Annotated in this window: 22 protein-coding genes and 1 tRNA gene; 13 read left to right on the top strand and 10 right to left on the bottom strand. The window is 57.8% G+C overall.

Annotated elements, in window-relative coordinates:
• Positions 1–38: 38 nt before the first annotated feature.
• Positions 39–647 carry an outer membrane beta-barrel protein gene (locus BM035_RS10785; RefSeq protein WP_092031807.1) on the bottom strand — a complete coding sequence of 203 codons (609 nt, stop codon included), beginning with the start codon at positions 645–647 and terminating at the stop codon, positions 39–41.
• 107 nt (positions 648–754) lie between these two features.
• A complete protein-coding gene (locus BM035_RS10780; RefSeq protein WP_014576806.1) occupies positions 755–1,240 on the bottom strand; it encodes a hypothetical protein in 486 nt (161 codons plus the stop codon).
• 121 nt (positions 1,241–1,361) lie between these two features.
• On the opposite strand from BM035_RS10780, the gene BM035_RS10775 reads away from it, so the two are divergent.
• Entirely contained in the window at positions 1,362–2,651 is a 1,290-nt protein-coding gene (locus BM035_RS10775) for a M18 family aminopeptidase (RefSeq protein ID WP_092031804.1), read from the top strand.
• A gap of 56 nt (positions 2,652–2,707) precedes the next feature.
• On the opposite strand, the gene BM035_RS10770 is transcribed toward BM035_RS10775, so the two are convergent.
• Positions 2,708–2,783: transfer RNA gene (locus BM035_RS10770), tRNA-Asn, on the bottom strand.
• Between the two features lie 189 nt (positions 2,784–2,972).
• Between BM035_RS10770 and BM035_RS10765 the strand changes: the two genes are divergently transcribed.
• Positions 2,973–3,821: a YheT family hydrolase gene (locus BM035_RS10765; RefSeq protein ID WP_254775479.1), complete on the top strand. Its 849-nt coding sequence runs from the start codon at positions 2,973–2,975 to the stop codon at positions 3,819–3,821.
• A gap of 7 nt (positions 3,822–3,828) precedes the next feature.
• On the opposite strand, the gene BM035_RS10760 is transcribed toward BM035_RS10765, so the two are convergent.
• A complete protein-coding gene (locus tag BM035_RS10760; protein ID WP_008172029.1) occupies positions 3,829–4,458 on the bottom strand; it encodes an arylesterase in 630 nt (209 codons plus the stop codon).
• A 62-nt stretch (positions 4,459–4,520) separates the two neighbouring features.
• Here BM035_RS10760 and BM035_RS10755 point away from each other — a divergent pair, with 62 nt between their 5' ends.
• Positions 4,521–5,240, top strand: coding sequence for an ABC transporter ATP-binding protein (locus tag BM035_RS10755; protein ID WP_041645164.1), 720 nt, complete (start codon positions 4,521–4,523; stop codon positions 5,238–5,240).
• A complete protein-coding gene (locus BM035_RS10750) occupies positions 5,240–7,726 on the top strand; it encodes an ABC transporter permease (protein ID WP_092031799.1) in 2,487 nt (828 codons plus the stop codon). Before BM035_RS10755 ends, BM035_RS10750 begins: the two co-directional genes overlap by 1 nt.
• Positions 7,727–7,738: 12 nt before the next feature.
• On the opposite strand, the gene BM035_RS10745 is transcribed toward BM035_RS10750, so the two are convergent.
• The 4 genes from BM035_RS10745 to BM035_RS10730 all read right to left on the bottom strand — a co-directional run bounded on the left by BM035_RS10745 (position 7,739) and on the right by BM035_RS10730 (position 11,873).
• Positions 7,739–8,521: a substrate-binding periplasmic protein gene (locus tag BM035_RS10745; RefSeq protein WP_092031796.1), complete on the bottom strand. Its 783-nt coding sequence runs from the start codon at positions 8,519–8,521 to the stop codon at positions 7,739–7,741.
• Positions 8,522–8,689: 168 nt separating this feature from the next.
• The gene (locus tag BM035_RS10740) at positions 8,690–9,877 is read right to left on the bottom strand and encodes an iron-containing alcohol dehydrogenase (protein ID WP_092031793.1); all 1,188 of its coding nucleotides are present in this window, start codon (positions 9,875–9,877) and stop codon (positions 8,690–8,692) included.
• Positions 9,877–10,422, bottom strand: coding sequence for a hypothetical protein (locus BM035_RS10735; protein WP_008172020.1), 546 nt, complete (start codon positions 10,420–10,422; stop codon positions 9,877–9,879). The genes BM035_RS10740 and BM035_RS10735 overlap by 1 nt, the downstream gene beginning before the upstream one ends.
• A gap of 173 nt (positions 10,423–10,595) precedes the next feature.
• A complete protein-coding gene (locus tag BM035_RS10730) occupies positions 10,596–11,873 on the bottom strand; it encodes a M48 family metalloprotease (protein ID WP_092031789.1) in 1,278 nt (425 codons plus the stop codon).
• 198 nt (positions 11,874–12,071) lie between these two features.
• Here BM035_RS10730 and BM035_RS10725 point away from each other — a divergent pair, with 198 nt between their 5' ends.
• From BM035_RS10725 to BM035_RS10690, 8 genes are all read left to right on the top strand, one after another.
• Positions 12,072–12,812, top strand: a complete 741-nt coding sequence (locus BM035_RS10725; protein WP_008172012.1) for a DUF599 domain-containing protein — start codon at positions 12,072–12,074, stop codon at positions 12,810–12,812.
• Positions 12,813–12,830: 18 nt separating this feature from the next.
• Positions 12,831–13,301, top strand: a complete 471-nt coding sequence (locus BM035_RS10720) for a PaaI family thioesterase (protein WP_088557496.1) — start codon at positions 12,831–12,833, stop codon at positions 13,299–13,301.
• On the top strand, positions 13,298–13,732 hold the full coding sequence (locus tag BM035_RS10715; protein WP_008172009.1) for a PaaI family thioesterase: 435 nt from the start codon (positions 13,298–13,300) through the stop codon (positions 13,730–13,732). The genes BM035_RS10720 and BM035_RS10715 overlap by 4 nt, the downstream gene beginning before the upstream one ends.
• Before the next feature lie 248 nt (positions 13,733–13,980).
• On the top strand, positions 13,981–15,873 hold the full coding sequence (gene htpG / locus BM035_RS10710) for a molecular chaperone HtpG (protein WP_008172006.1): 1,893 nt from the start codon (positions 13,981–13,983) through the stop codon (positions 15,871–15,873).
• A 6-nt stretch (positions 15,874–15,879) separates the two neighbouring features.
• A complete protein-coding gene (locus tag BM035_RS10705; RefSeq protein ID WP_092031786.1) occupies positions 15,880–16,098 on the top strand; it encodes a DUF2835 domain-containing protein in 219 nt (72 codons plus the stop codon).
• Between the two features lie 365 nt (positions 16,099–16,463).
• Positions 16,464–18,635 carry a catalase/peroxidase HPI gene (gene katG, locus BM035_RS10700; RefSeq protein ID WP_008172001.1) on the top strand — a complete coding sequence of 724 codons (2,172 nt, stop codon included), beginning with the start codon at positions 16,464–16,466 and terminating at the stop codon, positions 18,633–18,635.
• 137 nt (positions 18,636–18,772) lie between these two features.
• On the top strand, positions 18,773–19,744 hold the full coding sequence (locus BM035_RS10695) for a tRNA dihydrouridine synthase (RefSeq protein ID WP_008171999.1): 972 nt from the start codon (positions 18,773–18,775) through the stop codon (positions 19,742–19,744).
• Positions 19,745–19,870: 126 nt separating this feature from the next.
• On the top strand, positions 19,871–20,863 hold the full coding sequence (locus BM035_RS10690; protein WP_008171998.1) for an MBL fold metallo-hydrolase: 993 nt from the start codon (positions 19,871–19,873) through the stop codon (positions 20,861–20,863).
• Positions 20,864–20,893: 30 nt separating this feature from the next.
• Here BM035_RS10690 and BM035_RS10685 read toward each other — a convergent pair whose 3' ends face one another.
• The gene (locus BM035_RS10685) at positions 20,894–21,907 is read right to left on the bottom strand and encodes a class I fructose-bisphosphate aldolase (protein WP_092031783.1); all 1,014 of its coding nucleotides are present in this window, start codon (positions 21,905–21,907) and stop codon (positions 20,894–20,896) included.
• A 162-nt stretch (positions 21,908–22,069) separates the two neighbouring features.
• Here BM035_RS10685 and BM035_RS10680 point away from each other — a divergent pair, with 162 nt between their 5' ends.
• Positions 22,070–24,148: a dehydrogenase gene (locus BM035_RS10680; protein ID WP_092031780.1), complete on the top strand. Its 2,079-nt coding sequence runs from the start codon at positions 22,070–22,072 to the stop codon at positions 24,146–24,148.
• Here BM035_RS10680 and BM035_RS10675 read toward each other — a convergent pair.
• Positions 24,118–25,677, bottom strand: coding sequence for a glutamate synthase-related protein (locus tag BM035_RS10675; protein WP_062784763.1), 1,560 nt, complete (start codon positions 25,675–25,677; stop codon positions 24,118–24,120). The two genes, BM035_RS10680 and BM035_RS10675, sit on opposite strands and share 31 nt — an antisense overlap.
• Between the last annotated feature and the right edge of the window lie 19 nt (positions 25,678–25,696).

Here is a 25,696-nt window from a genome sequence, read left to right as displayed (position 1 = left end):
AGCGGGTCGGATCAGCAACACGAGATCCGGCCGGCCATTCAGAACTCGTAGCGCAGTCCGCCGGAAAACTGGAAGGTGTTCACATCCGTTCCCGTGTCTTCGAAAAGCTTTCCGCCTTCGAAGACCAGAAACGTATCGTTCATCACTTCGAAATCAAGCCCTGCAATCCAGCTGATGGAAAAGCCGCTGTCCGGGAACTCGCCTTCGAGATCCAGGTAGGGGTTGTTGCGATCATTTGCGGGATCGCTGATCTCGCCTTCGCCGTGGATATAGGAAAAGCCGAACTGGCCGTAGAGGTTTGCATAGTCGGTGATCGGGTAGTGCAGGCCCATGTACCAGCTGGCGTAGTAGTCAACGCTCAGCGTCAGGTCACTGTCTGGTACCTCGGCGTCTTTGAAGCCGCCACCGGCCCGCAGCTCGGCGTGAAACAGATCGGTTATGTGGCCACCCACCACCAGTGTTCCGCCTGTGCCCCAGGCGGTTTCCTTGGTGTTTGCACCGATGGTGCGGTGGTTGTAGGTGGTTGCCAGCAGCCCGATGTAGTGTTTGTCGGCCCTTGGCGTTTCCTGGGCCAGGGCGGCCTGGGATGCGAGGAGCAGGGCAGGGACAAGCGGACAGATGAGGGGCGTTCGCACAACCTTGTTCATTGTTATCGGGCTTCCTGACATGGGCGAATACGGGCTGATTCTGCCTCGTGTAACCGTTTGTTACGTCGACCCGTGTCACACTTCCCCCTGTCAATTCCTGCTGTTTCTCAATCCTCGTCGAACAGGCCTTCTTCCCGCGCCATCAGCAGCAGTGCGTAGACGCCATTTTCAGGCAACTGGGGTTCCAGGCTTTCCTCGAACAGGAGCTGGCGGCGGCGGTCTTCCAGGGTTTCGCTGTCCAGGCCGGTGATCAGCTCACTGATGGGTGCGATTTCGAACGGGGCCTCCTGTGCCACGGCCGTGAAAATGAGGTCTACCAGAATCTCGTCCGGATCGAGGCCGTCCACGAAGACGGTCTGGTCGGGCAGATCCTGGTGCAGTTCCCGGGCAAGCTCGATCAGGGGCACGCCCTGTTCTTCAAGGTAGAGAAGGTCGACATCGCCCAGGTCACCGTCTTCCGGGAGCCAGTCGTCGGAAGGAGCGATAACCACGGTTTTCATTCGGCCGTCTTCCAGCGACCAGGCCATGGCGGTGGGAAAAAGCGCATCGTCGGTCTGGCAGTATTCAATGTCGAGAAATCTCGGTGCTGGCACGTTGGGCTCCCGGTGATGGTTGATTTGTGACCCGGTTATAGGGAATGTCCGTTGACGCAGTATGAGGCTTTACGGCTTCATGCCATACTGTTGGCGCAATTATCTTTTAATCAGGGACATCATGGAACACGCTGAATTTAACAAAGATTTATTGAAGTTTCTGAACACTTCCCCCACACCCTGGCATGCGGTCGACACCATGAAACAACGGCTGAGTGCGGCCGGGTTTCAGGAGCTGGATGAGCGGGAAGACTGGTCGCTGGTGAGCAACCAGGGCTATTACGTTGTCCGCAACGGCTCCTCAATTGTCGCCTTCCGAACTGGCAGCAAAGATGTCACCACCTCGGGAATCCGCATGGTGGGTGCTCATACCGACAGCCCCTGCCTGAAGGTCAAGCCGAACCCTGAGCTCCGCCGCAAGGGCTTCTTTCAGTTGGGTGTCGAAGTTTACGGTGGTGTGTTGCTGAATCCCTGGTTTGACCGGGATCTTTCCCTGGCCGGTCGGGTGACGGTGCTGGATGAAGACGGCAAGGTACGGGACACCCTGGTGGATTTCCGTAAGCCTGTGGCATTCATTCCGAGCCTGGCAATCCATCTTGATCGAGAAGCCAACAGCAATCGCACGGTTAACCCACAGACCGATCTGCCACCGGTTCTGATGCAGGTTCCTGAAAGCGATACCACCAGCTTCGTGGATCTACTGTCCCAGCAGGTCAAGTCCGAGACCGGGCTCACTGTCCGCAAGGTCCTGGGTTACGAGCTCAGTTTCTACGATGCCCGTGAAGCCTCGTTTGTCGGATTGCGTGATGATTTCATCGCCTCGGCTCGCCTGGACAACCTTCTGAGTTGTTACATTGGCCTCCAGTCGCTGCTGAAAACCTCCGGGGACGAAGCCGCGTTGCTGGTCTGCAACGATCACGAGGAAGTTGGCAGTATGTCTGCCGAAGGTGCACAAGGGCCGTTCCTGACAGCGGTTCTGGACCGCTGGGTCGGCGCTGGCAAGGCTCGTGCTATTGCCAACTCAATGATGGTGTCGGCGGACAATGCCCATGGCATTCATCCGAATTACATGGATAAACATGATGAGAATCATGGCCCGATTCTCAATCAGGGGCCGGTGATCAAGGTCAACCATAACCAGCGGTACGCCACCAACAGTCGATCGGCAGCAGTTTACCGGCACATCAGTGACGAGCTGGGGTTGCCTCACCAGACCTTTGTGGTTCGGAGCGATATGGGCTGTGGCAGCACCATTGGGCCCCTGACGGCGGGGAACCTGGGTGTAACCACGCTGGATATTGGCGTGCCCCAGTTCGGTATGCATTCCATTCGGGAGCTGATTGGCACCGAGGATGGGTTCACGTTGTTCCGCGTGCTGACCGAATTCATGCAGCGCGAGCAGATTTTCTGAGGCCGTAAACGAAAAATGCCGCTGGTTCAGAAGAATCAGCGGCATTTCGGAATAAGTGGCTCCCCGAGCTGGGCTCGAACCAGCGACAAACGGATTAACAGTCCGTTGCTCTACCAACTGAGCTATCGGGGAACAGCATCAAGTGGCGCGCATATTAAGCGCTTTGGTTTACGGGGTCAACCCCCTGATATGAAAGGCTAAAAATTGTACGAAAGCAGGACTCTTCACTACCGGCCCCCGCCGTGGTTGCGCAATGGCCACGTTCAGTCTGTCTGGCCCACACTGTTTCGCAAAGTCCCGATGGTAGAACCGGAGCCGGAAGTGATCGCCACACTGGATGACGACGAACTGCACCTGGACTGGTACCGGCAGGGTAGCGATCGCCTGGCCATCGTGTCTCACGGTCTGGAAGGTCACAGCAGGCGGCCCTACGTGCTCGGTTTAACTCGCGCCCTGCTTCGGGAAGGCTGGGATGTTCTTGACTGGAACTTCCGCTCTTGTGGCGGGGTTATGAATCGGCAACCGCGGTTCTATCACAGCGGCGCCACCGAGGATCTCGGCCTGGTGGTCAACCACGGTTTGTCAGGTGCTTACGACACCCTGTTTCTTTCCGGGTTCAGCATGGGGGGCAATCTGACGCTGCTTTATCTGGGCGAACAGGGCGAGCGTGTTGATAGCCGGATCTGCGGAGCCGTTGCCTATTCGGTTCCCTGCGACCTGGCCGGCAGCGCAGATATGCTGGCGTTGCCCAGCCGAAAGATCTACATGCAGCGCTTTCTCCGGGATCTGAAGGTAAAAATGGAGGAAAAGGCGGAGAGGTTTCCGGACCTGATTGATATTTCGGGGTTTGATGCCATTCGCAGCTTTCATGAGTTTGATGACCGCTACACCGCGCCTCTGCACGGTTTCCGCAATGCCCGGGATTACTGGGCCCAGTGTTCAGCATTGGGGCGCATGCGAGATATCCGCGTGCCGGCGCTGATGGTAAACGCCGCCGACGATCCGTTTCTCTCGGCGCGCTGTTTCCCGGAATCCCGGCGGGAGCTGGGCGCTCATATGCGCCTCGAAGCTCCTCGTTGGGGCGGCCACGTCGGGTTTGTCGAGCATTCGAAAGATGGCTTTTATTGGTCAGAGCGCCGTGCGCTGGCATTCCTCCAGGGATTGACCTGAACCCTCTTTATTGCAGGATCGGTTTGAGCACCGGCCAGACATTCTCCAGCAGTTTGCCCTGGGCTTCCTCGGTCGGGTGAATCCCGTCGTCCTGCATCAACCCGGCCTGGTTGTAGATGCCGTCGAGGAAAAAGGGAACCAACGCGGTGTCGTATCGGTCAGACAGCTTCGGATAGATTTCGGCAAACATCTCTGTGTAGCGCTGTCCGTAGTTGGGCGGTATCTGCATGCCCACCAGTACGGCGCGAGCACCCGAGGTCTGCACCTTTTCGATCATGGAGGCGAGATTGGATTCGATTACGTTGGGGGGAAAGCCGCGAAGGCCATCATTGCCACCCAATTCAATGACCACGACGTCGGGCTCGTTCTCCTCAAGGAGATCAGGCAGCCGGCGGGCACCGCCATCCGTGGTTTCTCCGCTGATGCTGGCATTGACCACTTCCCAGTCGCTCAACCCTTTGCTCTCGAGCCGGTTTCTCAGCAACTGCACCCAGGCAGTTTCGGAGGGCACTCCATAGGCCGCACTGAGGCTGTCACCTACGATGAGCAGCGTGTTTTGACTGGCCACTGCCGGCAGCGCCAGCACGGCAAACACGAGAAAAAGAATTGATCTGACGTACACCAATGCCGTATGCATAGACAACCAATACACCTTTAAGCCGTTTTCGAGACCCAGGATCGGGAGATTCCGTGAATCAGATGACCAATGTTAACCCGGATAGCCAGAGCCCAATGTTACGGGTAGATAACCTGACCCACCGCGTCAGTGTTGAAACCGATACGCTCACGATCTTGCAAGGGGTCACTCTCGAAATCAATCGGGGAGAATCCGTAGCCATTGTCGGGCGCTCCGGTTCTGGTAAAACCACCCTGTTGGGTTTGCTGGCGGGTCTTGATACGCCCAGCGAGGGGACGGTGGAGCTGGACGGCTCGGTGATCAGCAAGCTCAGCGAGGATGAGCGGGCAAAACTCCGCGCACACCGGGTTGGTTTTGTATTCCAGTCTTTCCAGCTTTTGCCGGCGCTAACCGCGCTCGAGAACGTTATGTTGCCGCTGGAACTTGCCGGCATGGCGTCGCCGGAGAAGAGGGCCCGTGAGCTACTGGAACGGGTTGGGCTTGGCGAACGGCTGACCCACACGCCCAGACAGCTCTCCGGTGGTGAGCAGCAGCGGGTTGCCATCGCGCGGGCATTTGCGTCTGAGCCGCTGATCCTGTTCGCTGACGAGCCGACGGGCAACCTGGATAACCGCACCGGTCAGGCAGTGTCTGATCTCTTGATGGCGTTGAACCGGGAGCAGGGCACAACGTTGGTGATGGTAACCCACGATGAACACCTCGCGGCGCGCTGCAATCGGCAGTTCCATATTGAAGCCGGCGTTCTGACCGAACCGGAAGCAGCGCAGGAGATGGCGCACTGATGGCTGCTGCAAAAAAACTCATGTCGGTTCGCCGGGACTGGCGTGAACGAGACGTTCGCGTCGTTCTGGCCGCTCTCATCATCGCCGTTGCCACTGTTGCCACCATTGCCCTGTTTGCCAGTCAGCTTCAACGCACCCTGGTTTCTTCAGCCAGCTCGTTCCTGGCAGCGGATCGCCAGCTTGAGGCAGAGAATGGCCGACCGATTCCGGACGCCTGGCTTCAGGAAGCCTCCGATCAGGGCCTGAAAACCGGTCGAATGGTGGAATTCTCCACCATGGTGTTCGGTGACGAGAATTTCCAGCTGGTGTCAGTCAAGGCCGTGAGCAATGAATATCCGCTTCGCGGCGACATCGAAATCCAGCGGAACCCGACAGGTACCCGGGAACTGGTAAATCAGGGGCCCGGGCCGGGAGAGGTCTGGATCAACCCGCGTTTGCTCAGGCTGCTGGATCTCGAAGTCGGCGATTCGCTTGAAGTTGGTAATCTGAATCTTACCGTGTCCGGCCTGCTCATCCGGGAGCCGGACGGCGGTTTCCGGCTGTCGGCATTGGCCCCCCGCGTGATGATGCATGTGGATGATGTGGCCGCCACCGGGGTCATCCAGGAGGGCAGCCGGGTTGAATACGTCTACCTGTTTGCCGGTGATGAAGCTGCGCTGGAATCGTACTACCAATGGTTGGAACCCAGACTCGAACCCAGTCATGAATGGGCGGGTGTCCGGGATGGCGAGACCTTCTCGCGCTCACTCGAGCGAGCCGAGCGATTCCTGCTGTTGGGTGGCAGTCTTGCAGTCCTGCTTGCCGCCGTGGCCGTGGCTGTGGCGAGTCGTCAGTATGCCCTTTCCCAGCGCGATACCGTGGCACTTCTGAAAACGCTGGGGCTCAGCGGTGCGGGTATTGGCGGTCTGTACCTCAAGCGCCTCGCGCTCTGGGGTGTCACCGGGATCGTGGGCGGACTGCTGGTCGCGATGCCGCTGTACTGGTTGCTGATTCACATGCTGAGCCAGGTGCTTGAGCGCCCGGTGGAATTTCAGCTCGATCCGTCTGCATTGGTGCCCGCCTTGCTGACGGCACTGGTCTCTCTGTTTGCGTTTGCCTATCCTCCCGTTCGCAGGCTTCGCAATGTTCCGGCAATGCGTGTTCTGCGCAGCCAGCCGGGTGAAACCGGGCGCGAGGCCCTGCCGGATATGATAATTGCCATTGTGGCGGTTTTCGGGCTTGTGTGGATGTATGCGGGCGAACTTGCCCTGGTGGTTTCCCTTCTGGGGGGGCTTGCGTTGCTGCTCGGGGCACTTGGCCTGGTGGGTTGGCTGTTGGTGGCAACACTGCGCAAGGTTCGCGGCGGTGGTAACGCCTGGCGTTTGGCCCTTGTGGGGCTGTATCGGCATCGCCGGGCCAGTCTTTCCCAGATTGCTGTATTTGCGATGACGTTGATGCTGGCGGCCACGCTGATATTGGTGCGTACCTCTTTGTTGACAGACTGGCAGGCCCAGTTGCCGGATGACGCGCCCAATCATTTCCTGATCAATATTGCACCGGAAGCGGTCGAGGACGTCGATTCGTTCTGGCAGGAGCGTGGCCAGCCACTGGACAAACTTTACCCGATGGTTCGAGGACGCTTGACCGAACTCAATGGTCAGCCAGTCAAGGAAACGGTCAGCAAGGATGAGAATGTTAACGCTCTCAACCGTGAACTGAACCTGACCTGGATGTCGGCCTTGCCGGACGACAACGAGATAGTCGAGGGCGCCTGGTTTGGTGAAAACCAGAAGGAAGGTGTCTCGGTGGAAGCGGAGCTGGCCGGAAAGCTGGGACTGTCACTGGGCGACGAACTGACGTTCACCATTGGCTCGGAAAAGGTGACAGAAGCCGTCACCAGTATTCGGACGGTCCAGTGGGACAGCATGAAGCCCAATTTCTACATGGCGTTCCCGCCGGAGGGCGGGCTCACCGAGATGCCCGCGACCTGGATCACCAGTTTTTACCTGCCCAAGGACAAGAAAGATGCCCTGAACGAATTTTCCCGGCAGTTCCCGACGGTTTCCGTTCTGGAAATTGATCATGTGATTGAGCGGATCCAGGAGATCGTCCGGCAGGTCACCCAGGCGATTGAAGCCATTCTGGCGTTGATCCTTGCCGCCGCGCTTGTGGTGATGGCTGCAGTCGTCAGTGCGACGCTTCAGGATCGACAGAGGGAAGGCGCGCTGCTGCGAACACTTGGCGGGCGCCAGAGGTTGCTGGTTCGCAGCACCATGCTCGAATTTGCGTTGCTGGGTGGTTTCGCAGGTGTGCTCGGAGTGGTCGCCGCCGAGGCGGCAGTCTGGGCGCTTCAGTTCAGGATGTTCGAGGGCACATTCCAGTGGCACTGGCACGTGGTGCTGCCGATTCCAATCGTCAGCGCCGTTGTTCTTGCCCTGTTCGGCCGCTGGCAGCTACGGCCGGTGTTGAGTGTATCGCCGATGCTGTTGTTGCGACGCCTCGAGTAGCGCCGGGCGGCTTCAGCGGTAGTTGGCGAGAATGGCATCCAGCTCGCCATTCGCCTTCATCTTCGCCAGTTCTCCGTTGAACTGGCTGGCAAAGGACTGCCAGTCTTTCCGCAGCATTAGCCGGAACCCGTAATTGCTGATGCTTTCGTTGCTGATGTCGAAATGCTGCCGCAGCCCCTCGTTTCTGAGAATCCACTTTCCGACGAGCCGGTCGGCGACGGCGGCGTCGAAGCGGTCACCGTGCAGCACGAAGGTGAACATGTCCTTGTCTCTGGAAACATCAAAGCGGCGAATCCGACCTTCCTCGAAGTAGGGCTCAAGCAGCGGATATCGGTAGCCGAGGTGGGTGACAATGGTTTTGGAGATCAGATCGTCCGGGCTCTCGTAGTAAAAGCTGGATTGTGCTGGCACAAAAAACACTTCCTCGATGTCGACTACCGCATCGGTAAACAGGAATTTCTCCGGGGCGTCCGCCCACTCCCGAGCCCTTGGTGTGGCATCGATGTATCCATTAAGCAGCATCTGATCTACACGTTTACGGGGGATTTGCTCAGCGATTACCCGGTATCCGAGCCTCTGGGCTACCTCGGACACCACATCCCACATGATTCCTGATGGTTGGCTCTGGTCACCGATGAGATAGGGCGGGTAACCATTGGGCGAAATATTGAAACGGAAAACCTTTTGTTCGCCAGACGTATCTTGTGAGGCAAAAACTGGCGAGGAAAGTGCAGTCAGTACAAGAAGAAGGACACCAAGAGTGGCATTAACAGGGCGGGGATATCGGTTTTGCATGCGGTGGGGCTCTCTACGGAACAGTACTGTAGGTGGATAATGAACCCGGCTATCATCCCTGCCAGAATTGGCTAATTCTCCTCTCTTGCTTGATCAATTTCAATGATGTGAATTCTATCTCCACACAAGGCAAACGCCGGGGGCCAGGCAGGGCCCCCGGCGAAAAAGTCACGCCCAGGCGCGGCGCAGAACTGAGCGGGCATCCTCCAGCGTTACTTCCTTCGGATTAAACATTATGGAACCATCATCCAGCGCCATTTCAGCGATATGGTCCAGCTGTGCCTCGGTCACCTTACCGGTTTCCTTGAGTGTCCGGGGCAGCTGGCAGCGCTTGTACAAGGCATCCCGCAACTTCCGGATCGCGGAAATACTGGCCTCTGCCCGGCGGCTTGCCGGTGTTGCTGCAAAGACTTCGGGGCCCTCGAGGTACAGCAAAAGTTCACCCAGGGGTTCCCGGATGGTTTCAAGGTTGTACTCCAGGGCGTAGGGCAGGTAAAGACTCATGCAAAGGCCGTGGGGCAGGTGGCAGACGGCGCCGGTGGCGTGCCCCAGGGCGTGCACCAGACCCACCATGGAGTTGGAGAAGGCGATGCCGGCCATGGTCGAGGCTTGCGCCAGCTCCAGTCGTCCGTCGCTGTCTTTCGGGTTGTCCATGACCTGAAGGAGCGACTGGCTGATTTTCTTGATGGCCGCGGTCGCGTAGGCGTCACTCAATGGGTTTTTCGCCATGCAGGTGAACGCTTCGGTTGCGTGGGTCACGGCGTCCATGGCTGTGGCGGCAGTAATGTGCGGCGGCAGGGTGAGGGTCATGCGCGGGTCAATGATGGCCGCGTTTGGCAGCAGGAACGACGACGTGAAGGGCAGCTTGACGCCCTTGGCTTCATCGGTGATGACCGCAACCGATGTAACTTCCGAACCGGTCCCGGCTGTTGTCGGCACCACGAAGAAGGGCTTGAGCGGATGCTTGAGCACACCGGCACCGCTGTACTTGGCGATATCGTCACCACCCTCGGAAACCAGGATGTTGACGGCCTTGCCGGTATCGATCGCCGAACCACCGCCCACGGCGATGATGGAGTCGCACTTTTCCTGACGATAGATGCCGGCGATATCGCGAACCACCGTGGTCGAGGAGTCGGGCGGAACGTCATCATAGATGGTGGTTATTTCCAGCCCGCTTTCCTCGCAAGCTGCGATCACGGGTTCCAGGAGGCCCGCAGCCCGCACGCCCTTGTCGGTTACGATCATTGGCCGCTTGGCAGCCATTCCGGTCAGCTCGTAAGGGATGTGTTCAAGGGCAGCCTTGCCGGCAATGACTTTTACCGGGCAGAAGAACTCATAGTATTTATTGGTCATCACGCTCTCACTGTCTCAACGAAATTGGTGGCAACTTTCAGGTAAATGCGCGCGGCGCTGATCAGCTTTTCCGGCAGGTGGAGGTCGGCCGGGTATTCCTTTACGGCGCGCTCGGCGACCATTTTCGGCAGGATGAAGGACTCAAGCCGGTTCAGTACCCGCGTCATCCGCACGGCATAGCTGATGTCGCCATCCACCAGCATGCGGTCATTGGCGAAAGCCACTGATGTTTTTTCCTGGAAAGACAGCACCAGGAAAGCGTGGGCGATGTGCTTGAACTGAATCGACAGGTCGATCGGCCGTGGGGCCTTGTCACCGTGGTAACGGAAACGCCCCTGGCCGGTATGCTCGACGATCAGCTTTGAGCCATCCGGCATTACCATCATCTCAAACAGGAAACCGTCAGGCAGTGCCCGGGCTTCGTTCTGAACCTTCTCGTCCACCTCGCTCACAGCCTGCAGGGCTCGCCCCATCACCTGGAACATCAGTTCCACGTACAGTCGGCGCGCCTGGAAGACCATGGGCTGGATACGTTTCGCTAGCATGTCCGTCATCCAATCGTTGTTGATGTCACCTGATTTTTAGAGTTATTGCTCTAAAAGTCAATGGAGGCGATGACAGAAGATGTGCGTCAGACCGGCAATCTTGATCCCGGGCAATAAAAAGGCCGGAACCCCTCGGGACTCCGGCCTTCTAAAGTCAACGATTCCGGCGGCAATTATTGCGTGAGTGCCGCCAGTTTACGTTTGGCCTCTTTAGCTACGTCTCCACCGGCTTCGGCGGCCTTGCTGTAATAGGCAATGGCTTCATCCCGGTTGTTCTGTTTTACCGCAACATCGCCCAGTCGCAGGAAGGCAATGGAAGTGGGGACGGTTTCATTGGCTTTGGTCAGATTCTCCCTGGCCTTGTCCAGATTGTTGAGCCTCAGAGCATTCAGGCCATTGTAAAGGCGATACTTGAACATCTCGGGGTAGAGCTCCACCGCCTTTTCAAAGTCGGCCGCAGCCTTCTCTGTTTCCTTCTGGTCCTGATAAATGCGGCCGCGAAGGGCATAGAACATGGCTTCCCGTGGCAGCAGACGGATGGCTTCGTTGATCTTGTCCAGCGCAGGCTTCATCTCGCCTTTGGAGGCCAGCTCCATGGCTTTGTCATGGGCATCGTAAGCCGGTTGCAGCGAGCGGAGTTTGGCCATCTTGCGTTCATAGACGTCCTCACCGCGGTAGCCGCCCGCGCCAACCTTCTGCACCAGTTCGCGGTTCTCCTGCACGCGTTTCGCTGAGGGGGGATGGGTCGCGAACAGGCCATCAATGAAACTGGACTGACGCCCTTCGGATAGTTTCAGGAACAGCTCCTGAAGCTCCACTGCTGCCTGTGGGTCATAGCCAGCTTCTTTCATGTAGAGAATGCCGTAGTGGTCGGATTCGAGTTCATCGCCCTGGCTGTATTGCGCCAGCGCAAGTTGCGCCCCAAGGGCAGCACCACCCATGATCAGACCAGCCCATTCGTTGTCCGACAGGGCAAAGCCAAGTCCGGCAACGCCGGCGCTGATCAGCATTCCCTGCTGCATGCGCTGAACACTGTGCCGGGCTGCCGCATGAACAATCTCGTGCCCCAGAACCGAGGCAAGCTGAGCCTCGTCGTCAAGCTCTGTCAGAAGGCCACGGTTAATGGCGATCTTGCCTCCGGGAAGGGCCCAGGCATTCGGTACACTGCTGTTCAGAACCACGAATTCGTAGGGCAGGTCCGGTCTGTCGCTGACCCTGGCCATTTTCTGGCCAACCTCGCTCACATAGAGCGTCAGCTCCGGGTCCACATAAAACCGACCGCCCTGGGTTTGCTGGGTGGGCACGTACTGCTCGGCGCCCATGGCGAGCTCCTGGCTTTCACCGATCAGCGAAAGCTGATTTTCCCCGGTAACCGGATTGACCGAGCAGCCGCTGAGTGTCAGCGCCAGCGCAATGGCTACCAGGCTGTTTTTGATGGCAGACAGGTTCACAGTAAGCTCCCTTTTGGATGATGCGATGTCGGGTTCGTTCAAAACAGTTGCCCGCTTCCTGAATGGGCAGTTTATAGCACATGATCGGCCATCAGTGGATTACCGCAACCTGCCCGGCGGTGGTGACGAGCAGGCCCTTGGCGTATCATAAGCGTCTGTTCCCGCTCTGTTTCACCAACTTCGCACCCAAGGCAACCCATGAGTAATTTACTCGAACTGATCGCTTTGCTCTGGTTCCTCGTCTGCTGGCTGGGTTATACCGAATACTCGAAACGCCGTGCCGCGGACCGTCCCTGCCTGTCCAACACCCTCGACCTTTACCGGGAGGACTGGATGCGCGTCATGTTGCGGCGGGAAAACCGGATTGCCGATGCGTCTGTGGTCGGAAACCTGGAGCGCAACGGTGCGTTTTTCGCCTCCAGCTGCCTGCTGATTCTCGCGGGTATTATCACCGCCCTCGGCTACACCCAGGAAGTCATGGAAGTATTCAGTACCATGCCCTTCGGCACATTGCCGACCCGGGAAATCTGGGAACTTCGCATGGTGGTGCTGTTGGTGGTCTTTATCTACGCCTTTTTCAAATTCACCTGGTCCATGCGGATGTACAACTTTGTGTCGGTGATGGTGGGCAGTGCCCCTCCGCCAGACGACACCAAAACCAGCCCCGCTGGCAGGGAGGCGTTTGCACGAAGTGCCGGCAACATCTGCAATCTTGCCGGCGATGCCTTTAACCTTGGGCTGCGGTCCTACTATTACGCACTTGCCGTGGTAGGCTGGTTTATTCACCCGATTGTCTTCATGGCGGCGTCCACGCTGGTTGTTGTCGTTCTCTATCGACGCGAGTTCTGTTCGACGGCACTGGAAGCATTGAGGGCAGGGAAGGTCTTCGAGGAGCCGCTGCCCGGCAAGGCGGAAAACAGCCCAAAACCTAAAAGCTGATCCACAGGTTGAATCTGAATGAACGATGATATCCGACGGAAACGGGTTAGCCGTTTTATAGCCACCCTCAACCAGGCCAAAGAGCTTGGTCTGTCGGTTACCGAGGCCACAAAAGGCAGCCTGACACTGTGCCTGCCTTACAGTGATCGCATTATCGGTAACCCGGACACCGGAGTGATTCACGGTGGGGCCATCACCACCCTGATGGATACCACGTCAGGGTGCGTGATCCTCTGTGCCCTGGAAGATTTTGAACTCTGCCCGACGCTGGACCTGCGCGTGGACTACATGCGCCCGGCCCAGCCCCGCAAGCCGGTTTATGCCCGGGCTGAAACCTACCGGGTAACCCGGAACATCATTTTTACCCGCTGTGAAGCTTACCAGGAAGGCGGTGAAACCATCGCCAACTGCGTGGCCACCTTCATGCGTATCGGGAAGGATGCCAGCCCGAAACATTACCGGGACCTGATTACCGGAGGTGAAGAATGACCGATCCTGAAATCCTGCGTTACACCCAGGAGACCGGTGACTTCAGCCGCATGCTCAGCAGCATTCCCTATGCCACCTGGATTGGTCTTCAGTGTGAGCAGTTTGGAGACGACCTGATTTTCCGTCTGCCCTGCAAAGACTCCAACCTGGGTAATCCCATCCTGCCGGCCATCCACGGGGGCGTGATCGGTGGCTTCATGGAGATGTCTGCCAACATCTACCTGATCATGTCCCAGGAAAGTCTGCGCATGCCCCGTATCGTCGACTTTTCCCTGGATTACCTCAGGGCCGGTCTCAATCGCGAGACCTACGCCGAATGCCGCCTAACCCGCCAGGGCAACCGCGTTGCCAACGTGATGGTCAGCGCCTGGCAGAAATCCCGCTCGCAACCCATTGCGACTGCCAGGGCGCACTTCCTCCTCGAAGACTGATCTTGCCTATACTCCGGGGCTTGAAATGCCCCGGTGTGCCCCCACTTTTTGCTCAGACTGAGATTTTTGTGCAGGAGCGAGCACGGAGGCCGTTCCGAAACACGCTGTGAATACGTCCATGTACGCTCGGCTCCGCCATCCATGGCTCCGCACGGTTTCGGAACGGCCTCCGCGCTCACTCTCAAAGCTATGAGGTAACTCGGGCACAACGCCGTGCCTGTTTATTCGTTTCAGGAGACTAAAACGCCATGACGGTTGAAGCCAATAAAGAAACGCTTGGATTCCAGACCGAAGTGAAGCAACTGCTTCACCTGATGATTCACTCGTTGTATTCCAACAAGGAAATCTTCCTTCGTGAGCTGATTTCCAACGCTTCAGATGCCGAAGACAAACTGCGTTTCGCAGCGCTGAAGGACGACAGCCTGTATGAAAGCGATCCTGAGCTGAAGATTCGCCTGGATTTTGACGAAGAGGCGAATACCGTCACGCTCACCGACAACGGTATCGGTATGACCCGTGACGATGTTATCCAGAATCTTGGCACCATTGCCCGTTCCGGTACGGCTGAATTCCTCCAGCAGTTGTCCGGCGATGAGAAGAAGGACAGCAAGCTGATCGGTCAGTTCGGTGTTGGGTTCTATTCGGCGTTTATTGTTGCCGACAAGGTTGATGTATTTACCCGCCGCGCGGGTGCGCCTGCAGAAGAAGGTGTGCATTGGGAGTCCAAGGGTGACGGCGAGTTTTCCATCGAGCAGGTCAATCTGGATAACCGCGGCACCCAGATCGTCCTGCATCTGAAGCCAGACGCCAAGGAATTCGCCAACGGCTGGAAGCTGCGCAGTCTGGTGAAGAAGTACTCGGATCATATTTCCTTCCCGGTTGTCATGAAGGCTGAATCCGACGAAGGTGAGAAGAAGGACGAGTACGAAACCGTTAACGATGCGACAGCGCTATGGACACTCCCCCGTACCGAGATCAAGGACGAGGAGTACAAGGAGTTCTACAAGCACATCGCCCACGATTTTGAAGACCCGCTCACCTGGTCCCACAACAAGGTGGAAGGCAAGCTGGATTACACCAGCCTGCTGTATATCCCGGCCCGTGCACCGTTTGATCTGTACAACCGTGAAGCGCCCCGTGGCCTGAAACTTTACGTGCAGCGCGTGTTCATCATGGACGACGCCGAACAGTTCCTGCCGCTGTACCTGCGTTTTGCCAAGGGTGTGATTGATTCCAACGATCTGTCCCTCAATGTGTCACGTGAGATCCTGCAGAACGACAGCACCGTGGAAAGCATCCGCACCGCGCTCACCAAGCGGGTCCTGGATATGCTGTCCAAGCTGGCCAAGAAGGATCCCGAGCAGTATCAGAAGTTCTGGGGCGAGTTTGGCACGGTATTGAAAGAAGGCCCGGCGGAAGATTTCAGCAACCGCGAGAAAATTGCCGGCCTGCTGCGCTTCGCCTCTACCCACACCGGTGAAAGCACACAGAACGTGTCGCTGGATGACTACATCAGCCGGATGAAGGAAGGGCAGAAGAAGCTTTATTACATCACTGCCGACAACTTCACTGCGGCCAAGAGCAGCCCGCATCTGGAAGTCTTCCGCAAAAAGGGCATTGAGGTGCTGATCCTTACAGATCGCATCGACGAGTGGATGATGGGTTACCTCAGCGAATACGACGGCAAGCAGTTGCAGGATGTTGCCCGTGGCGACCTGGACCTGGGCGAGGTCGAGACCGAGGAAGACAAGAAACACAAGGAAGAGGCGGCTGAAGAGCACAAGGACCTGCTGGAGCGCATCAAGAATGCCCTGAGCGACCGGGTGCAGGAGGTGCGTGTAACCAACCGCCTGACCGATTCACCGGCCTGTCTGGTGGTAGGCGATTTCGATATGGGCGCCCAGATGAAGAAGATCATGGAAGCTGCCGGCCAGAAAGTACCGGACAGCAAACCGATCTTCGAGATCAATGTTGATCATCCGCTGGTCCAGCGACTGGAAAGCGAGAAGGGCGAAGAGCGGTTCAACGAGCTCTCTGCCGTTATCCTGGACCAGGCCACCCTGGCCAGCGGAGAGCAACTCCCGGACCCCGGTGCCTATGTCACCCGTCTGAACCGCCTGCTGCTTGAACTGGCGAACTGATCGCCAATGCAGCAGATTATTGTGGATATCAGCATCAGCCCTGATGAGTGGATCAAGCTCTATCAGGGCGTTGCCACAGATGTTCACACCACGGCCCGGGACGGACGCTCTGTCCGATTCCCGGCCCGTATCCTCTCCCGTTTTTATCTTCGCGATGGCATTCGCGGCAGTTTCCGCATCGTCTTTGACGAAGCCGGCAAGTTTTCATCCATTGAGCGGCTCTGACCGACCAGAGCTTCATCCATAAATAAAAACTCTCACAAATTTATTTTTAATTAATTGTATTACGCCATCGGTCCCGCGCTACGGTGGAGCTGTTCTCGTTAGGCAGGAGCAGATCCATGTCCAATGTAATGTCACTCAGTCGTTCAATCGCATGGCCGGACTTTTTAGACATTCTGGCGAGATATTCAAGTGATTACGCTTGTGCCCAGTAAGGCAGAGAACCCGCAAACATTGCGGGAAATCCTATAGGCGCACGCTATCCGGGACATAAGAAATACTCAGAGCAGATTATTGGGTGTGTCCTATAGTTAGAAGTGCCTGAATCAAAGCAGTGTCGTTTTGCCAACCCCAATGAGGAGAGAAAAATGACAGACAACAACAGTGCGGGCGGAAAGTGTCCCGTAATGCACGGTTCAAACACTCAGGAAAAAGCCGATGTAGCCGGCTGGTGGCCTGAGAACCTCAATCTCGACATCCTTCATCAGCACGACCGCAAAACCAATCCTCTCGGTGAAGACTTCGACTACCGGGAAGAAGTGAAAAAGCTTGATCACGAAGCCCTCGAAAAAGACATGCACGAGCTGATGACCAACAGTCAGGAATGGTGGCCTGCCGATTGGGGGCATTACGGCGGCCTGATGATTCGACTGGCGTGGCACGCCGCTGGAACCTATCGCCTGGCCGACGGTCGTGGTGGTGCCGGCACCGGTAACCAGCGGTTCGCTCCGCTGAACTCCTGGCCCGACAACGGCAACCTCGACAAGGCACGCCGCCTTCTGTGGCCGCTTAAGAAAAAATACGGCAACAAGGTGAGCTGGGCCGACCTGTTTATCCTGGCCGGTAATGTTGCCTATGAGTCGTTTGGCCTGAAGACCTTCGGTTTCTCTTATGGCCGCGAGGACATCTGGCATCCGGAAAAAGACATCTACTGGGGCGCGGAAAAAGAGTGGCTGGCGCCGTCTGACAGCCGTTATGAAGACGTCGACAAGCCCGACACCATGGAGAACCCGCTCGCTGCAGTGCAAATGGGCCTGATTTATGTGAATCCTGAGGGCGTGAACGGTGTGCCGGATCCGCAGAAGACCGCGGAGCAGGTGAGAACGACCTTTGCCCGCATGGCGATGAACGATGAAGAAACCGCAGCGCTGACCGCTGGCGGCCATACGGTGGGCAAGGCTCACGGTAATGGCGACGCCGATGCCCTCGGCCCGGAGCCGGAAGGGGCTGACGTTGAAACCCAGGGCTTTGGCTGGATGAACCCGAACCTCGACGGCAAGGCGACCAACGCGGTTACCTCTGGCATCGAAGGTGCCTGGACCTCGAATCCGACCAAGTTCGACATGGGCTACTTTGATCTGCTGTTTGGCTACGAGTGGCAGCTGACCAAGAGCCCGGCTGGTGCAAACCAGTGGGAGCCGATCGACATCAAAGAAGAGCACATGCCGGTTGATCCGACTGATCCGTCCGTCCGTCGCAAGCCGATGATGACCGATGCCGACATGGCAATGAAAGTCGATCCGAAGTACCGCGCAATCTGCGAGAAGTTCATGGCAGATCCCGAGTACTTCAAAGACTGCTTCGCCCGTGCCTGGTTCAAGCTGACCCACCGCGACATGGGGCCCAAGTCCCGCTATATCGGACCGGGTGTGCCTGATGAAGATCTGATCTGGCAGGATCCTGTTCCCCAGGGCGAGACCAATTACATTGAGGAAGTGGTCAAGCAGAAGATTGCCGGGGCCGGATTGAGCCTGAACGAGCTGATCTGCACCGCGTGGGACAGTGCCCGTACTTTCCGCGGCTCAGACATGCGTGGTGGTGCAAACGGTGCGCGGATTCGCCTGGCGCCCCAGAAGGACTGGGAGGGTAACGAGCCCGATCGTCTGGATAAGGTGCTGAAGGTTTACGAGCAGATTTCGGCTGACACTGGCGCCAGCGTTGCTGACGTTATCGTGCTTGGCGGTAACCTTGGCATCGAGATGGCAGCCAAAGCAGCCGGCCACGAGGTTCACGTACCCTTCTTGAAGGGACGTGGTGACGCTACCGACGAGATGACGGATGCCGAATCCTTCGATCCGATGGAGCCGCTGGCGGATGGCTTCCGCAACTGGCAGAAGAAGGACTACGTGGTCAAGCCGGAAGAAATGCTTCTGGATCGTGCCCAACTGATGGGACTGACAGCGCCTGAAATGACCGTCCTGCTGGGTGGCATGCGGGTGCTCGGTACCAACTACGGCGGCACCAAGCACGGCGTATTCACCGATCGCGTTGGCCAGTTGACCAATGATTTCTTCGTCAATCTGACTGATATGTCGAATCGTTGGGAGCCGACTGGCAAGAACTCGTACAACATCGTGGATCGCAACAGTGGCAATACCAAGTTCACTGCGACCCGTGTTGATCTCGTGTTCGGTTCCAACTCGATCCTGCGTGCCTACGCAGAAGTGTATGCCCAGGACGACAACGAAGAGAAGTTCGTGAAAGACTTCGTTGCAGCCTGGAGCAAGGTCATGAACGCCGACCGGTTCGACGTCGAATAAGACCTGTAAGCAAGCGATTGGACACCCCGGTTTCGGGGTGTCCGTCTATCAACTTCCCGCCAAATTCCTTACAATCCGCTCCGTGTGATTTTTGATCAGTCTCACCCCGAACAGACCCTGTAATTGCTGGAGCACTCATGCGCATCATTCTCGCCCCAATGGAAGGGCTGGTTGACGCACCCATCCGTGAAACCCTTACCGGGGTAGGCGGCATCGACCGTTGCGTAACGGAATTCGTTCGTGTCACCCATGGCATGCTGCCACCGAGAGTGTTCTACAAATACGCCCCCGAATTGTACAACCGGTCGCTCACTCAAGTGGGCACCCCCGTTGCCGTTCAGCTGCTGGGTTCAGACCCTCACCAGATGGCGCGCCACGGCGTGCGTGCGGCTGAACTCGGCGCCACCCAGGTGGATATCAACTTTGGTTGCCCGGCCAAAACGGTCAACAAGCACAAGGGTGGCTGTGTGTTGATGCGCGAGCCGGAGCTTATGCATGAGATCGTGGCTGCTGTGCGTCAGGCTGTGCCAGCGCATGTGCCGGTCACAGCCAAAATGCGGCTGGGGTATGACGACCGATCCATGGGTGTGGCTTGTGCCCAGGCATTGGAAGCGGCAGGCGCGGCAGAGATTGTCATTCATGCCCGCAGCAAAGTAGACGGGTATAAGCCGCCGGCCTATTGGGAGGAAATCGCCCGGGCCCGGGAAGCTGTCAAAACCCACATAATTGCCAATGGCGAAATCTGGAGTGTCGCGGACTACTGGCGTTGCCGTGAGGTGTCCGGCTGCGATGACGTGATGATTGGCCGTGGCCTGATCGCCCGGCCAGACCTCGCCCGGCAGATCAAGGCCAGCCAGCAGGGCAAAACGGTGCCGGATATGACCTGGCCGGAAGCTGTCGCCCTGGTTCGTGAGTACGCTACGGTTCTTCAGGGCTGGCTTGAGGACCGCTATGTGACCGGTCGTATCAAACAATGGCTTAACTTTCTCCGCCAGGGTTTCGCCGAGGCAGAGGCGCTCTGGCCCGAGGCCCGGAAAATCCGTCAGGTGGCGCCCATGATGGCATGCCTGGAACAGCGGGTTATCCTGACGGACTCCCGCGCTGCCTGATCCTCATTCAAGCGCACTGACTCAATCCCCACGCGTTGACCTTCCCGCCGCCTAAACTGGTATCAACGGGATTGTCGTTCGTATCAATACCGGTACCAATAAAAAACGAGTGGGAGGACGAACAACATGTTCAGAGCAGGTTTGCGCAACACGATGGCCTTTGCCGGAGTGTCAGTCGGTATGCTAGTGGGCGCCGCTATGCCGGCTGCCGCCGACGACCACGTGGTGAAAGTCACACCCCTGGGAAGCCACGATGGTGAGTTCTGTGGCCGGGACCGGGCGCTGGTCTTTGAAGATCCCAATGGCACCCGAATTCTCTATGACGCCGGCAGAACGGTCGCCGGTCCGGATGATCCCCGACTGGGCAAAATTGATGTTGTTCTGGTTTCCCACATGCATGGGGACCATGTGGGTGATCAGCGCATCAGCAAGACCAATCAGGGCACGTGCGGATCTCCAGACACCGGCGTTTCAACATTGCCACAATCCAACACTGTTGATATTGCGGTAAAACACGGTTCAAAAATTGTTACGGGTAGCGAAATGCCCGCCTTCTTTGCCGCCAAGCTGAAAGATGCCGGCGGTGATCCTGCAAACTCGCTGTTGGTTCGGTTCGGTGGCGAGCGTGAGGTTGGCGGAGTGGCAATTACGACCGTGCCGGCTGTGCACAGCAATGGCGTATCGCCTTCGTTCCTCACCGGGCCACTGGCAGAGTATCTGGCTGCCGCGGGTGTTGGCGCCAGTGTCGGACCACCCACGGGCTACGTGCTCAGGTTCTCCAACGGCCTGGTGGTCTACCTGTCCGGTGACACTGGCATTACTGCCGAGCAAAAGCTGGTCGTGAAGGATCACTACGGTGCGGGACTTGTGGTGATGAACATCGGTGATACGTTCACCACCGGACCGAAACAGGCCGCCTACGTAATCAATGACCTCGTGCAACCGAAGGCGGTTATCGCCTCCCACGCCAACGAACCTGCGACCTCCGGTGGCATGGTGCAGGAAGGAACGCGCACGGCTCTGTTCCGGGATTCAGTGACAGTGCCGGTTCATGTGCCCCTCAGTGGCCGCACCATGGCGTTCAATGGCATGGCGAGCTGCGTCTCCGGCTGCAACTAAGGGAACACGGGCACGCAGGGCTGTTGCCGGTCAGTCTTCCATCTCCGGTCGGTAATGGCCCGCGCGAGCGGCACCGTTCAGGCGGGCCCGCTTCAGCATTGCTGCCTGAGCCTCCGGACCATTGTCCAGATTGCCTGCCCAGGCCTTCTGTGCCGGTTCCTGCAAAGCCCGTCCGTAAGAGAAGCTCAACTCCCAGGGCTGCGCGCCCATGCTGTTCATGGCGTTCAGATTGAGAGTGGCTTCTTCCGGTGTCTGGCCGCCCGAGAGGAAGAAAATGCCGGGTACCGCAGCCGGTACCGCCCTGCGAAAAACATCGAGAGTCGCTGTCGCCACGGCTTCCGGGGATGCCTTCGGGCTTTCCTTGCCCGGCGTCACCATGCTGGGTTTGAGGATCATGTATTCCAGTGCCACCTTGTGTCGGTAAAGGGCGTGGAACACCTCCCGAATCACCGCCTCGCTGACTTCCGCGCAGCGCTCGATGGAATGGTTGCCATCAATCAGTACTTCCGGCTCAACGATCGGCACGATACCCAGGGACTGGCAGATCGCCGCATAGCGGGCGAGAACCTCGGCATTCGCCTCGATCGCCTGCCGTGAGGGCAGGGTGTCCGATATATGGAACACATCCCGCCACTTGGCGAACCGGGCCCCCTGGTTTTTGTAGATCTCCAGGCGGTCCTCCAGACCATCCAGGCCAAAGGTGATTTCATCACCGGGGGCATTCACAAGAGGGCCTTTGCCCTTGTCTACCTTTATGCCCGGCACAATGCCTTTGCTGGCCAGCACCTTTGGCATGGGAACATTATCCAGGCTCTGCTGGCCGAGAGTCTCTTCAAACAGAATGACCCCGCTGATGAATTCTCCGAGCCCGGAAGCCGAGAAAATAAGGCTTCGGTACTCCCGGCGCATATCTTCGCTCGACTCCACGCCAACGGCCTTGAAACGCTTGGCAATGGTCGGGTGGCTTTCATCCGCCGCGAGAATTCCCTTGCCGGGCTGAACCAGTTCCCGGACGGTAGAGTTGAGTTCTTCCTGAATGGTCATGGTGAGCTCCTGGTTGATCCTTGAAAGTCTGTTGGTCGTTCGGCCAGCCACTCTATTGTAGACGTTGAATAGCGGTCTGGAATTTGATCTGCGCTAAGGCAGAAACCGATCTCCTGAATTAGGCTGTAGATGATAACAACAGGAAAACGGGAAGACCTGAATATGAAAACCGTTGTCAGCGTCAGCCAGGGATCTGGTGAGTACGATTATGATATCGAGACGTCGTTTCTTGGGCAGCCTTTCCGGATTATCCGGATCGGTACGGAAGGCGATCTTTCCCGGGCCGAGGCGGTTCTGGAGTCCGTGCATCCGCAGGCAGATGCCATCGGTCTGAGCATGGTACACGATCATTACGAGGTGGGCCGGGAGCAGCTTGAACACCCGGATACTGCCCGCCTTGAGGCCTGTGTGCCGGATAAGCCGGTAACCACCGGTGCCGGGTTGCGGGCTATCCTGCAGGAATGGGCTGTGCGTCATACCCAGTCTGAGCTCGGGCATTTCTTCGACAATGCCCGGGTGCTCTTTTTGAATGGGCAGGCCGGTTACCGGATTGCCAGGGCCCTTTCCGAACATACCGAGAATCTCTTCTTTGCCGATCCTTACACGGATTTCGGAGTGCCCAGGCTGCTGACTTCCCTGAAACAGCTGGAAACCTATACCTCGCTCACTGCACCCATCATGTTCAGGCCTGCGGCGGTGAAAGCGGTTGAAACCATTCTCCGAACACCGCTGTATCGTTTGGGTGAGAACCTGGTGAAAGGTTCGCTCCATCACGCGGTCTCCGAGGCTCATGTCATCGTGGCTTCGATAGGCGACCTGGAGAATTTCACGGCGAAAGAGCTGGATGGAAAAACCGTGATCACCTCGCGGGTAACGGACGCGGCTATGGACTGGATGCGTTCGCGCAAGGTTGCCATGGTAGTGGATTACAGTCCCTGGCTGGAGGGCCGCCCCGTTGGCGTGAATGTGATGGAGGCGATGATCAGTGCGGCGCTTTCCAGGACGCCGGACCAGTTGGGCCCCGATGACTATCTGGATGTTATTCAGAGCCTGCAGATTGAGCCGCGAATCCTTTACCCGAACGGTTATCGCCGGGTTAACCGGTTTGCGTTTGTCATTCACCCCCTGTCGCAGCAATACCTCACCAAAACACCGCCCCTGGACTGGGTTGCCAACGTATCGCCGCCTGTGGTCATGAACCTGGTGGAAAAGGCCATCGCGTATTCGCCACCGTTCATCTACTCCAAGGTATCCGGAATCCGGTCACCCAATGGCGATGAGGTGGAGGGCTGGCTCATTACCGTTGGTGGCACACCTCGGGAAATCATGGCCCACGGGCCGGAATTTACCTACGCCCGGTTGCTGCAGGCGGCCAAACTGGCCAAGAAACTCGGCGCCCAGATCATGGGCCTGGGTGCGTTTACCAAGGTCGTGGGTGATGCCGGTATAACGGTGGCCAAGCGGGCGCCGCTGCCGATCACGACCGGCAACAGCTACAGCGCATCCGGTGCCCTGTGGGCGGCCCATGACGCCATGAAGAAAATAGGGCGGGTGAGTATTGGCCCCAGTGGCAAAGCGGCCGGCAAGGCTATGGTGGTGGGCGCTACGGGTGCTATCGGGTCGGTCTGCGCCAGATTGCTGGCCAAGGCAGTGGACGAGATTTATCTGGCGGCACCGGAGCCGGCCAAACTGCTGGCTCTCAAGGAAAGCATCGAACAGGAAACGCCGGGTGCCATCGTACATGTTGCCGGCTCTGCCGAACGCGATCTGGCCGACATGGACATGATCGTGACCGCCACCTCCGGGGCCGGCAAACGTATCCTGGATATCATGAAAGTGAAGCCGGGCTGCGTCATAACCGACGTCGCCCGCCCACTGGATATCCCGGCGGAGGATGTCGCCAAGCGGCCGGATGTGCTGGTGATCGAATCTGGCGAGATTCAGCTACCGGGTGAAGTGCATATGAAAGACATCGGGCTTCCGAAAGGCATTGCCTATGCCTGCCTGGCGGAAACCATCGTGCTTGCTCTGGAAGCGCGTTTCGAGAACTTCACTCTCGGGCGGAATATCGAGTGGGAAAAAGTGCGGGAGATTTACAAGCTGGGGCTGAAGCATGGCATGAAGCTGGCCGCCATTTCCGGGGTGAACGGTGTGTTCACCGAGGAGGACTTCGAACGGGTTCGAGTCCTGGCGGCCAGCCAAGAAGCACCTCAGGCAGAAGGATCAAGCACACCGGCGTAGCGAACGCCGCTGAGCAGGGCCATCTCCCGATGCCAGGTGGACAGGTCATCTATGTTCAGTTTGCTCAGGCTGTCGTGGCCACAGGCTCGTGCCATCACCTGCATCAGTGAGACAGAGGCCTCAAGGAAGTTCTGCAGCTGTTTGGCAGACTGGTCGACGTTCAACCGTTGGCGCAGGTCCTTGTTCTGGGTCGCAATGCCTGCCGGGCAATTGTTGGTGTTACAGATACGGGCTGCAACACAGCCGATGGACTGCATGGCACTGTTGGCAACGGCAATACCGTCAGCGCCCAGCGCCATGGCCTTCACAAAATCGATAGGGACCCGCAGGCCACCGGTAACGATCAATGTGACCCGTCCGCTTGCACCGCGGTCATCCAGATAGCGCCGCGCACGCGCCAGGGCAGGAATGGTGGGCACACTGATGTGATCACGGAAGATCTCGGGTGCAGCACCGGTGCCGCCGCCACGGCCGTCGAGAATGATGTAGTCGGCGCCGGCATCCAGGGCGAATTGCACATCCCGCTCGATGTGATTGGCGCTCAGCTTGAAGCCCACGGGAATACCTCCGGTGACTTCCCGAACATGGCTGGCGAAGCGCTGGAAATCCTCAACTGAGCGCAAATCGTCGAAAGTGGGTGGGGAGTTGGCCGGTTCGCCCTCAGGAATATTGCGCACCTCTGAGATCTTGCCGGTGTTCTTGTTGCCCGGCAAATGGCCACCGGTGCCGGTCTTGGCGCCCTGGCCACCCTTGAAGTGAAACGCCTGCACTTTCTTGAGCAATTCTTCCTTGTAACCGAACTTGGCGCTGGCCAGCTCGTAGAAGTATCGGGAATTTTCCTGTTGCTCCTCGGGCAGCATGCCGCCCTCGCCAGAGCAGATGCCGGTGCCGGCTAGCTCGGCGCCACGAGCGAGGGCAATCTTGGCCTCCTCCGACAACGCGCCGAAGCTCATGTCGGAAACGAATAGCGGCATGCTCAGTGTCAGTGGCTTGCGGGCTTCAGGCCCGATCACCAGTTCGGTCGAGACGTCGGCGTCGTCTGCCAGCGGTTTACTGGCCATCTGCGCCACCATCAGTTGGAGGTCGTCCCAGTGGGGCAGGGTATGGCGGGGCACGCCCATGGCAGTTGTCGGACCATGGTGGCCCATACTGCTCAGCCCCTCACGGGCCAACTGATGAATAAATTCAACGGTGGGTTCTTCTTTGGTGGATTTGGCCTTCGGCGCATCACCGGATTCCTCGCCGCCATCATCATCTGACTCCGGCGCCTCCTTGCCAACCTGGTCATCGCTGAACTGCTGGTGAGTGCCGTCACAATAAGGCGCGCTTCCGGTCTGTTTACACTGGCACAGAACGGCCTCTTCGTCTTTTTCGGCCTTGAAGACCTTGGGCTTGAACCCCGTATCTCCGTGGGAACCGTCGCAGAACGGCTGGTTGTTGGAACGGCCACAAACGCAGAAGGCGTATTCCTCGCCTTTTTTCAGGCTGACTTTCTTGGGCTTGTTATCAGCGATCACCGGATTGCTCATTGCAAGGCTCCTTGTTTGG

The organism is Marinobacter sp. DSM 26671 (genome assembly GCF_900112835.1).
GTDB classification, from domain to species: domain Bacteria; phylum Pseudomonadota; class Gammaproteobacteria; order Pseudomonadales; family Oleiphilaceae; genus Marinobacter; species Marinobacter flavimaris.
The sequence above is the reverse complement of the archived record's forward strand: the minus strand, read 5'-3'. Positions and strand labels throughout refer to the sequence as shown.